This window comes from Xenophilus sp., from assembly GCF_044462705.1.
Lineage (GTDB): Bacteria > Pseudomonadota > Gammaproteobacteria > Burkholderiales > Burkholderiaceae_C > Xenophilus > Xenophilus azovorans.
On record NZ_JBIQNC010000185.1, the window covers coordinates 1 to 9,420 of the forward strand.

Consider the following 9,420-nt stretch of genomic DNA (forward strand, 5'->3'; position numbering starts at 1 on the left):
TCGACACCGGCCTGCGCCTGCAGTCGCCCAGCGGCGAGAGCCGGCTCGCGTGGGAACAGATGGTGAAGTGGCGCGAGAACGACCGCCTGGTGCTGGTGTACGTCAGCCCCGTGCTGTTCCACCTGCTGCCCCGGCACGCGCTGCCGGCGGGGTTCGACGTCCAGGCCCTGCGCGACGCGCTGGCGAAGCACCTCGGCCCGCCGCGCTGAACGGCTGCGCCTTCTCAAACAAAAAGGCCGCGCAACGCGCGGCCTTTTTTGCTTCGGGACGAATGCTCAGCGCTCGACGGCCAGCGCCACGCCCATCCCGCCGCCGATGCACAGGCCCGCCAGGCCCTTCTTCGCGCCGCTGCGCTTCATCTCGTGCAGCAGCGTCACCAGGATGCGGCAGCCGGAGGCGCCGATCGGATGGCCGATGGCGATGGCACCGCCGTTGACGTTGACCTTGGCCGGGTCGGCGCCCAGCAGCTTGTTGACCGCGCAGGCCTGCGCGGCGAAGGCTTCGTTGAGCTCGAACAGGTCGACGTCGCCGACCTTCCAGCCGGCGCGCTGCAGCGCCTTCTGCGTGGCGCCCACGGGGCCCAGGCCCATCGTCGCCGGGTCGAGGCCGACGGTGGCGTAGCTCACGATGCGCGCCAGCGGCGTCAGGCCCAGCGCCGCGGCCTTCTTGGCCGTCATCACCACCACGGCGGCGGCGCCGTCGTTGATGCCCGAGGCGTTGCCCGCCGTCACCGAGCCGGCCTTGTCGAAGGCGGGCCGCAGGCCGGCCAGCGCCTCGGCGCTGGTCTTCTTGTTGATGAACTCGTCGGCCTCGAACACCACCGGGTCGCCCTTGCGCTGCGGGATGCTGACCGGAACGATCTCTTCCTTGAACTTGCCGGCTTCCTGGGCGGCCGCGGCCTTCTTCTGGCTGGCCAGGGCCAGCTCGTCCTGCATCTCGCGGGTGATGCCCTCCTGCTTGGCCACGTTCTCGGCGGTGATGCCCATGTGGTACTGGTTGTAGACGTCCCACAGGCCGTCGACGATCATCGAGTCGATCATCTTCCAGTCGCCCATGCGCTGGCCGTCGCGGCTGCCCAGCAGCACGTGCGGGCTGGCGCTCATGTTCTCCTGGCCGCCGGCCACCACGATCTCGCTGTCGCCGGTGCCCACCGCCTGGGCCGCGAGCATCACGGACTTCAGGCCCGAGCCGCAGACGGCGTTGATGGTCAGCCCCGGCACGGCCTTGGGCAGGCCGGCCTTCAGCAGTGCCTGGCGCGCCGGGTTCTGGCCGGCGCCGGCGGCCAGAACCTGGCCCATGATCACTTCGCCCACCTGCTCGCCGTTGACCTTGGCGCGCTCCAGCGCTGCCTTGATGGCGATGCTGCCCAGTTCGGTGGCCGCCACCTTGGCCAGCGAGCCGCCGAACTTGCCCACGGCCGTGCGGGCGGCCGAAACGATGACGATGTCTTCCATGATGCGCTCCAGAGTCAGTCGAAGAATGCGGAGAAAGTGATGTTCAGGCCTTGGCCTTCACGTAGCGGCCGGGCGCGGGCTCGATGGCCTTGTAGGCCGTGCCCTTGCCGTAGGCCCGCGGGGCGGGGATCTGCTTGCCCGCGTGGGTCTTGAGCCAGGTGTCCCAATCGGTCCACCAGCTGCCGGGATGTTCGGTCGCGCCCTTGAGCCAGTCGGCATGCGCGGCCGGGAACCTGCCGTCCTCGCGCAGCCAATGGCTGCGCTTCTTCTTCTCCGGCGGGTTGATCACGCCGGCGATGTGGCCCGAGGCGCCCATGACGAAGCGCTTCGGGCCCGAGAGGATCTGCGTGGAAGCGTAGGCGCCGCCGATGGGCACGATGTGGTCCTCGCGCGAGCCGTAGATGTAGGCCGGCGCCTCGATGGCCGCCAGGTCCACCGACTCCCCACAGACGGTGACGGCGTTGCTGTCGGCCAGCCTGTCTTCCAGGTAGGTATTGCGCAGGTACCAGCAGTACATGGGCCCCGGCAGGTTGGTGGCGTCGCTGTTCCAGTACAGCAGGTCGAAGGGCGGCGGCGTCTCACCCTTGAGGTAGTTGCCCACCACGTAGTTCCACACCAGGTCGTTGGGCCGCAGGAAGCTGAAGGTGGTGGCCAGGTCGCCGCCGGGCAGCAGGCCGCCCTTGCCCATCTGCATCTCGCGGAACTTCACGAAGCCCTCGTCGATGAAGATGTCGAGGATGCCCGTGTCCTGGAAGCGCAGCAGCGTGGTCAGGAGCGTGACGGACGCCGCCGGATGCTCGCCCCGCGCCGCCAGCACCGCCAGCGCGGTGGACAGGATGGTGCCGCCCACGCAGAAGCCCAGCGTGTTGATCCGGCCGCCGCGCTTGTCCTGCCCGGTGATCTCCTGCACGACGTGGATGGCGCGGATGGCGGCCTGCTCGATGTAGTCGTCCCAGGTCACGTGCGAGAGGGATGCGTCGGGGTTGCGCCAGCTCACGACGAAGGTGCGGTGGCCCTGCGCGACGGCATGGCGGATCAGCGAGTTCTCGGGCTGCAGGTCGAGGATGTAGAACTTGTTGATGCACGGCGGCACCAGCAGCAGCGGGCGCTCGTACACCTTCGCGGTGAGCGGCTTGTACTCGATGAGCTGGAACAGCTCGTTCTCGAACACCACCGCGCCCTCGGTGGTGGCGACGTTGCGGCCGACCTCGAAGGCACGCTCGTCGGTCATGCTCACGTGGCCCTGCTGCACGTCCTGCACCAGGTTCTGGATGCCGCGCGCGATGCTCTCGCCCTTGGTCTCCAGCGCCTTCTTCTGTGCGTCGGGATTGAAGGCCAGGTAGTTGCTCGGCGCCGAGGCGGCCATCCATTGCTCCACCGCGAAGCGCAGGCGCGCCTGCGTCTTGGGATCGGCGTCCACGGCCTCGGCCATCGCCATCAGCGTGCGGGCGTTGAGCAAATAGGCGGCGGCCGAGAAGGCCGAGATGGGGTTGCTGTTCCAGGCCTCGCCGGCGAAGCGCTTGTCGCCGGGCTGCACGCTCATGCCCTGGCGCCACAGCTCGCCGGCCTCTTCCACGTACTGGCGCTGGAGGGCCTGGAGCTTGTCGGGCGAGAAGGAGAACTGCGGAAGCTGCCAGTTCGTGCCGCCGCCGAAGGCGCCGCCCTGGCCGAGTTCACCGAAGGACGACAGGGCCTTCTTCCAGCTATCGTCGATGGCTTGCTGGAACGACGCGAACATGTCGCCGGCCGTTGTCTGGTTCTGCTGCATGGTGTCTCCTGGGTCCTCGCCTGCCGGCACGCGGCTTGAGTATCCTGCATTTCTCCGCGCGGTCCACCCACCCGAGCGTCACAAGCCGTTATCGAAAACCCATGTTCATTCATCTGGTCGTCATCGCCTGGCTGTACGTCGCCGTGATGATGGCGGTGGCCGAGGCCACCAGTCCGGTCGGCTCGGTGCTGGGCGCCGTCTTCACCTTCTTGCTCTACGGGCTGCTGCCCATCGGCATCGTGGTCTACCTGCTGGCCACGCCGGCGCGCAAGAAGGCGCGGCGCCAGCGCGAGGCGGCCGAGGAACAGGCGGCGCGCGAGGCCGCCGCGGCGGAGTCAGGCGCGCCAGACCAGCGCGGCCATGCGCCCGCTGGCAGCCCCGTCGCGCCGGTACGAGAAGAACCTTGAGGGGTTGCCGACGGTGCACCAGGCGGCGCTGCCGTCGTTGCCGTGCACGCCGCGCACGCGCAGGGCCGCCAGGCGCTGGCGCGCCAGGGCCGGCAGGTCGGCCAGCCACTTGCCTTCGCGTGCGCCGGGCCGGAAGCCCGCCGCCGCCTCGGGCGCGTGCGCCTCGAAGGCGGCCTTGACCTCGGGGCCCACCTCGAACGCCGCCGGGCCGATGCAGGGCCCGAGCCAGGCGATGAGTTCGGCGTCGCCGAAGGCCGCGGCGGCACGCTCCAGCGCGCCGCCGGCGAGGCCGCGCCAGCCGCAGTGCACGGCGGCCACCCGGCTGCCCGTCGCATCGCACAGCAGCACCGGCATGCAGTCGGCCACCATGACGGCGCAGGCGACCCGCGGCTCGGCGGTGGTGCCGGCGTCGGCCTCCTGGCCCTCGGGGCTGGTCGCGTCCAGCGCGACGCAGCGCGTGCCATGCACCTGCGCCAGGAAGGCCAGGTGCGCGCCGCCCGCCGCCGCGCGCACGCGGGCGCGGTTGACGGCCACGCGCTGCGGGTCGTCGCCGGACTTGAGGCCCAGGTTCAGGCTGCCGTAGGCGCCCTCGGAGACGCCGCCGGCGCGCGTGGTGCAGAAGGCGTGCACGCCGGCCGGTGCGGGCCAGTCGGGCACCAGCCAGTCGGCGTGGGGGGCGCCGGCGTCAGGGTTCGGCATCGGGGCACTGCGAGGGCTGGGCGCGCTGGAAGGCGTCGAGCTTCATGCAGGCGTCGAAGGCGGCCATGGTGCGCGGCAGGCCGCTGAAGTCGCAGTCGAAGCGCTTGCCGTTGAAGATCTGCGGCACCAGGCAGCAGTCGGCCAGCGTGGGCGTGTTGCCGTAGCAGTAGGTGCCAGCCGGATGCTGCGCGAGCTGCCGCTCGAAGGCGACCAGGCCCTCGCGCACCCAGTGGCGGTACCACCCGTTCTTGGCCTCGTCGCTCACCTTCAGCTCGCGCACCAGGTACTTGAGCACGCGCAGGTTGTTCAGCGGGTGGATCTCGCAGGCGATGGACTGCGCCAGCGCCCGCACGTGGGCCCGGCCCACCGGGTCGCCGGGCAGCAGCGCCGGCTCGGGCTGGATCTCGTCCAGGTACTCGATGATGGCCATCGACTGGGTGAAGTGGGCGCCGTCGTCGTCCAGCAGCGGCACGAGCTGGTCGGGCGAGAGCTGCGCGAAGGGGCCGGTCTTGTGGTCGCCGCGCGCGATGTGGACCGGGATGTAGTCGTACGCCATGCCCTTCAGGTTGAGCGCGATGCGCACGCGGAAGGAGGCGGAAGAGCGGAAGTAGTTGTACAGCTTCATCATGGCGCGGAGGATACGCGCCGCCGCGGCCTCTGGCACACTGCCGCCTTCTTCCCCGCCTTCGTCCCAACCTTTCTTTTTTCCTCTCTCCAGGGCATCTTCCCATGGCATCCGACCACGTCTTCAGCCCGGCACCGGTGGTGTCGGTCCCCGTCGCGGGCAGTGCGGCGCGCTTTCCCGTCCATCGCATCTATTGCGTGGGCCGCAACTACGAGGAGCACGCCAAGGAGATGGGCTTCACCGGCCGCGAGCCGCCCTTCTTCTTCATGAAGCCGGCCGACGCGGTGGTGGCGGTCGAGGCCGGGCAGACCGGCCGCATCGCCTATCCCAGCCTCACCAAGAACCTGCACCACGAGATCGAGCTCGTGGTCGCCATCGGCACCGGCGGCAGGAACATCCAGGCGGCCGACGCGCACAAGCACATCTTCGGCTATGCGGTGGGCCTGGACATGACGCGCCGCGACCTGCAGAACGACATGAAGAAGCAGGGCCGCCCCTGGGACATCGGTAAGAGCTTCGAGCAGAGCGCGCCGATCGGCCCGATCGTGCCCGCGGCCGAAGCCGGCGACATCGAGCATGCAGCGATCTGGCTGAAGGTCAATGGCGCCGACCGCCAGAAGAGCGACGTGGGCAAGCTGATCTGGAACATCGGCGAGACCATCGAGCACCTGTCGGCCGCCTGGGAGCTGCAGCCCGGCGACCTGATCTACACCGGCACGCCCGAGGGCGTGGCCGCGGTGGTGGCCGGCGACACGATGGAAGGCGGCGTGGCCGGCCTGCCGACGCTGACCGTGCAGGTCGCCGCTGCCGCCTGACGCGCCGGCCCATGTTCAACTACGTCCCGATCAAGCACTGCAAGAACTGCGGCACCGCCGTCGTCTACCGCGTGCCGGACGACGGCGACATCAAGCAGCGCGCCGTCTGCCCCGCCTGCGGCACCATCCACTACGAGAACCCGCTCAATGTGGTGGGCACCATTCCCGTGCTGGGCGACAAGGTGCTGCTGTGCAAGCGCAACATCGAGCCGCGCTGGGGCAAATGGACGCTGCCGGCCGGCTTCATGGAGCTGGGCGAGACCACGGCCGAGGGCGCCGCGCGCGAGACCGACGAGGAAGCCGGCGCCCAGTACGAGATCGGCGAGCTGTTCGCCGTGATGAACGTGGTGCGCGTCGGGCAGGTCCACCTGTTCTACCGCGCGCGGCTGCTGTCCGACATCTTCGCGCCGGGGCACGAGACGATCGAGGCGCGCCTGTTCACGGAGGAGGAGATCCCCTGGGACGAGATCGCCTTCCGCACCGTGCGCGAGGCGCTGGTGCGCTTCTTCGAGGACCGGCGCCGGGGCAGCTTCGGCGTGCACTCGGTCGACATCCAGTAGCGCGGCACCGGTCATGGACAAGCGCCTCGCCCTGCTCCTCGGCCTGTGCGTCACGGCCTGCGGCGGTTCCGCCGAGCCGGTGGGCGAGGTCGACACCGCCTTCAAGCTGATCGGCCCGGACCACAAGGTCGTGGTGGAGGCCTACGACGACCCGCAGGTGGAGGGCGTGACCTGCTACGTCTCGCGGGCGCGCACCGGCGGCATCTCCGGCGCGCTAGGGCTGGCGGAGGACAAGGCCGAGGCCTCCATCGCCTGCCGCCAGGTCGGCCCGATCCGCATCACCCGGGCGCTGCCGCAGCGCGAGGAGGTGTATGCCGAGCGCCAGTCCATCCTCTTCAAGCGCCTGCGCGTGGTGCGCATGGTCGACGCGAAGCGCAACACGCTGATCTACCTGACCTATTCCGACAAGCTCATCGACGGCTCGCCGCAGAACGCGGTGACGGCCGTGCCGGTGGATCGCGCGACGCCGATCCCCGTCAAGTGATGGACTCGGCCACCGCCGGAGCATCCTCCCCATCCAGCGCCAACGCGGTGCTGACGATGTACCGGGCGCTGTGGCGCCACGCCGAGGGCGTGCGCGGCGCGCTGCTGGGCGCCGCGGCGCTGCTGGGCGGCTCGCAGCTGGTGCGGCTGACCCTGCCCTGGCTCGCCGGCCAGGCCATCAACGCGCTGCAACGCGGGCAGATCGGCGGCGCCGGCCGCTGGATCGCGGCGCTGATGGGCGTGTACCTGCTGTCGTGGCTGCTGCACGGCCCCGGGCGCGTGCTGGAGCGCAACGTCGGCGTGCACGTGCGCGAGCGCCTGGCCGACCTGCTCTACGCGCGCATCACCGCCGCCCCGCTCGCCTGGCGCGACGGCCACCATTCCGGCGAACTGCAGCACCGCATCCACCAGGCCAGCCGCGCGCTGTCGGACTTCGCGCAGAACCAGTTCGTCTACGTGCAGAGCGCGCTCAGCTTCGTCGGCCCGCTGGTGGCGCTCGCGCTGCTGTCGCGCACCAGCGGGCTGATCGCGCTGGTGGGCTACGTGCTGATCGCGCTGGTGATCCTGCGCTTCGACCGCGCGCTGATGGTGCTGGCGCGCCAGGAGAACGATGCTGACCGGCGCTACGCGGCGGCGCTGCTGGACTTCGTCGGCAACGCCTCCACCGTGATCGGCCTGCGGCTGCAGGCGGCCTCGCGGCGGCTGCTCGGGCGGCGCATGGCGGCGGTGTCGGCGCCGCTGAAGCGCTCGGCCGTCGTCAACGAGGGCAAGTGGTTCGCCGTCGACCTGCTCGGCCTGGGGCTGACCTGGGTGCTGGTGGTGATCTACGTGTGGCAGGCCACGCGCGCCGGCGGCGGCGCGGCCGCCGTGATGCTGGGCACCGTCTTCATGATCTACCAGTACGCGCAGCAGGCGGCGTCGGTGGTCAGCTCGATGGCCGCCAACTTCCAGAACTTCGCCCGCATGCACACCGACTACGGCAGCGCCGAGCCGCTGTGGGCCACGCCCGGCGACCCGGCCGCGCCGGTGCCCGCGGTCGATCCGCAGGCCGGCTGGCGCACCCTGCGCCTGGAGGGCGTGAACTGGGGCTATGCCGACAGCAGCCGCGGCGGCGGCCTGCACGACCTGCACCTCGACCTGCGCCGCGGCGCGCGCGTGGCGATCATCGGCCCCAGCGGCGGCGGCAAGAGCACGCTGCTGCGCGCGCTGGCCGGCCTGTACGTCCCGCAGCAGGGCACGCTGCGGCTGGACGGCGAAGCCCGCCCGTGGGAAGCGCTGCGCCGCATCGCCACCCTCATCCCGCAGGAGGCCGAGGTCTTCGAGGCCAGCGTGCAGGAGAACCTCGATTTCGGCGAGCCCTGCGACGCGGACGACGTGCAGGCTGCCCTGCACGCCAGTGCCTTCGACGACGTGCTGGCGCGCCTGCCCGACGGCCTGGCCAGCGCGCTGACCGAGCGCGGCTTCAACCTCTCGGGCGGCCAGCGCCAGCGGCTGGCCCTGGCGCGCGGCGCGCTGGCGGCACGGGGCAGCTCGCTGCTGCTGCTGGACGAGCCCACCAGCGCGCTCGACCCGGCCACCGAGGCGCGCGTGATCGAGCGCATGGCCGATGCCTTCCCGCAGGCCTGCCTGATCGCGTCCGTGCACCGCCTCGGCCTGCTCGCGCGCTTCGACACGGTGGTCGTCATGGAAGCCGGCCGCGTGGCCGACAGCGGCCCGCGCGACGAGGTGCTCGCCCGGCATCCGCACCTGGCCGAGGCCGTGCGCCCGCGCGCCGCCTGACCACGCGCCAAGGCCTGCCCTCCGGCTGCCGCTAGGATGCGCGTTCGCCTTCGCGGCCGCCGGGGCGAACCCGCGCGGCCATCCGCGCTCAAAGATGCCCATGCAAGCCCTTCTCGAAACGACGACCGCTCCCCTCTCACCTGCCCCTTCCCTGGCCCGCGCCGGCGCCGCAAGGCATGCCGCCTGGCTGATGTTGACGGCAGCCGCCCTGGGCCTGGCCGCATGCACCACCGCCCCGCCCGCCCCGGGGCCGCAGCCGACGCAGCCCACACCGGCGCCTTCCCCGCCCACGTCGGCAGCGCCGGCACCCGCGCCGCCGGCCCCGCCGGCGCTCTTCGCGCGGCCGGCCGAAGGCACCGTCGTCGGCCGCTTCGACGGCAGGCGCAACAAGGGCATCGATTTCGCCGGCAGCGCGGGCGACCCCGTCCTCGCCGCGGCCGACGGCCGCGTCGTCTTCGTCGGCAGCCAGTTGCGCGGCTACGGCAACATGGTGATCGTCAAGCACAGTGAGACCTACATCACGGCCTACGCCCACAACCAGAAGATCCTCGTCAAGGAAAAGGACCTCGTGCGCCGCGGCCAGCAGATCGCCGAGATGGGCAAGAGCGGCACCGACCGGGTGAAGCTGCACTTCGAGATCCGCAAGCAGGGCGTGGCGGTGGACCCGCAGCCCTACCTGGACGGACGCGCCCGCTGACCTGCCGGACTGCCGCTGCGAAGCCGGCCAATTCGCAGGCTATAATGGCCGGCTTCGGTGTGTGGCGCAGCCTGGTAGCGCACTTGCATGGGGTGCAAGGGGTCGAAGGTTCGAATCCTTTCACACCGACCAA

11 protein-coding genes and 1 tRNA gene are annotated in these 9,420 nt (G+C 70.9%); 8 read left to right on the forward strand and 4 right to left on the reverse strand.

Annotated elements, in window-relative coordinates:
• A partial coding sequence (locus tag ACIY1X_RS21090) for a YcxB family protein (protein WP_399684374.1) occupies positions 1-209 on the forward strand: 209 nt, incomplete at its 5' end.
• A 66-nt stretch (positions 210-275) separates the two neighbouring features.
• Here the strand turns inward: ACIY1X_RS21090 and ACIY1X_RS21095 are convergent.
• Positions 276-1,454 carry an acetyl-CoA C-acetyltransferase gene (locus ACIY1X_RS21095; RefSeq protein WP_399684377.1) on the reverse strand — a complete coding sequence of 393 codons (1,179 nt, stop codon included), beginning with the start codon at positions 1,452-1,454 and terminating at the stop codon, positions 276-278.
• 43 nt (positions 1,455-1,497) lie between these two features.
• Complete coding sequence (gene phaC / locus ACIY1X_RS21100) at positions 1,498-3,222, reverse strand: class I poly(R)-hydroxyalkanoic acid synthase (RefSeq protein ID WP_399684380.1); 1,725 nt, start codon at positions 3,220-3,222, stop codon at positions 1,498-1,500.
• Positions 3,223-3,323: 101 nt separating this feature from the next.
• Between phaC and ACIY1X_RS21105 the strand changes: the two genes are divergently transcribed.
• A complete protein-coding gene (locus ACIY1X_RS21105; protein ID WP_399684382.1) occupies positions 3,324-3,629 on the forward strand; it encodes a hypothetical protein in 306 nt (101 codons plus the stop codon).
• Here the strand turns inward: ACIY1X_RS21105 and pgeF are convergent.
• Together pgeF and maiA are read right to left on the reverse strand one after the other, a co-directional pair.
• Positions 3,558-4,328, reverse strand: coding sequence for a peptidoglycan editing factor PgeF (gene pgeF / locus ACIY1X_RS21110; RefSeq protein ID WP_399684385.1), 771 nt, complete (start codon positions 4,326-4,328; stop codon positions 3,558-3,560). The two genes, ACIY1X_RS21105 and pgeF, sit on opposite strands and share 72 nt — an antisense overlap.
• Positions 4,315-4,953: a maleylacetoacetate isomerase gene (maiA, locus tag ACIY1X_RS21115; RefSeq protein WP_399684398.1), complete on the reverse strand. Its 639-nt coding sequence runs from the start codon at positions 4,951-4,953 to the stop codon at positions 4,315-4,317. The genes pgeF and maiA overlap by 14 nt, the downstream gene beginning before the upstream one ends.
• Before the next feature lie 104 nt (positions 4,954-5,057).
• Here maiA and ACIY1X_RS21120 point away from each other — a divergent pair, with 104 nt between their 5' ends.
• The 6 genes from ACIY1X_RS21120 (at position 5,058) to ACIY1X_RS21145 (ending at position 9,419) form a co-directional block, all read left to right on the forward strand.
• Complete coding sequence (locus tag ACIY1X_RS21120; RefSeq protein WP_399684387.1) at positions 5,058-5,768, forward strand: fumarylacetoacetate hydrolase family protein; 711 nt, start codon at positions 5,058-5,060, stop codon at positions 5,766-5,768.
• 11 nt (positions 5,769-5,779) lie between these two features.
• Positions 5,780-6,328: an NUDIX hydrolase gene (locus tag ACIY1X_RS21125; RefSeq protein ID WP_038212815.1), complete on the forward strand. Its 549-nt coding sequence runs from the start codon at positions 5,780-5,782 to the stop codon at positions 6,326-6,328.
• Between the two features lie 13 nt (positions 6,329-6,341).
• The gene (locus ACIY1X_RS21130; protein ID WP_399684391.1) at positions 6,342-6,812 is read left to right on the forward strand and encodes a CreA family protein; all 471 of its coding nucleotides are present in this window, start codon (positions 6,342-6,344) and stop codon (positions 6,810-6,812) included.
• Positions 6,812-8,590 carry an ABC transporter ATP-binding protein gene (locus ACIY1X_RS21135; RefSeq protein WP_399684393.1) on the forward strand — a complete coding sequence of 593 codons (1,779 nt, stop codon included), beginning with the start codon at positions 6,812-6,814 and terminating at the stop codon, positions 8,588-8,590. Before ACIY1X_RS21130 ends, ACIY1X_RS21135 begins: the two co-directional genes overlap by 1 nt.
• 190 nt (positions 8,591-8,780) lie before the next feature.
• On the forward strand, positions 8,781-9,287 hold the full coding sequence (locus ACIY1X_RS21140) for a murein hydrolase activator EnvC family protein (protein ID WP_399684396.1): 507 nt from the start codon (positions 8,781-8,783) through the stop codon (positions 9,285-9,287).
• A 55-nt stretch (positions 9,288-9,342) separates the two neighbouring features.
• Positions 9,343-9,419 (forward strand) — tRNA-Pro (locus ACIY1X_RS21145).
• Position 9,420: the final 1 nt, after the last annotated feature.

Coding starts and splice junctions, on each gene's coding strand:
- ACIY1X_RS21140 (WP_399684396.1), top strand. CDS start 8,781: ATGTTGACGGCAGCCGCCCTGGGCCTGGCCGCATGCACCACCGCCCCG.
- ACIY1X_RS21105 (WP_399684382.1), top strand. CDS start 3,324: ATGTTCATTCATCTGGTCGTCATCGCCTGGCTGTACGTCGCCGTGATG.
- ACIY1X_RS21125 (WP_038212815.1), top strand. CDS start 5,780: ATGTTCAACTACGTCCCGATCAAGCACTGCAAGAACTGCGGCACCGCC.
- ACIY1X_RS21120 (WP_399684387.1), top strand. CDS start 5,058: ATGGCATCCGACCACGTCTTCAGCCCGGCACCGGTGGTGTCGGTCCCC.
- pgeF (WP_399684385.1), bottom strand. CDS start 4,328: ATGCCGAACCCTGACGCCGGCGCCCCCCACGCCGACTGGCTGGTGCCC.
- maiA (WP_399684398.1), bottom strand. CDS start 4,953: ATGAAGCTGTACAACTACTTCCGCTCTTCCGCCTCCTTCCGCGTGCGC.
- ACIY1X_RS21130 (WP_399684391.1), top strand. CDS start 6,342: ATGGACAAGCGCCTCGCCCTGCTCCTCGGCCTGTGCGTCACGGCCTGC.
- phaC (WP_399684380.1), bottom strand. CDS start 3,222: ATGCAGCAGAACCAGACAACGGCCGGCGACATGTTCGCGTCGTTCCAG.
- ACIY1X_RS21095 (WP_399684377.1), bottom strand. CDS start 1,454: ATGGAAGACATCGTCATCGTTTCGGCCGCCCGCACGGCCGTGGGCAAG.
- ACIY1X_RS21135 (WP_399684393.1), top strand. CDS start 6,812: ATGGACTCGGCCACCGCCGGAGCATCCTCCCCATCCAGCGCCAACGCG.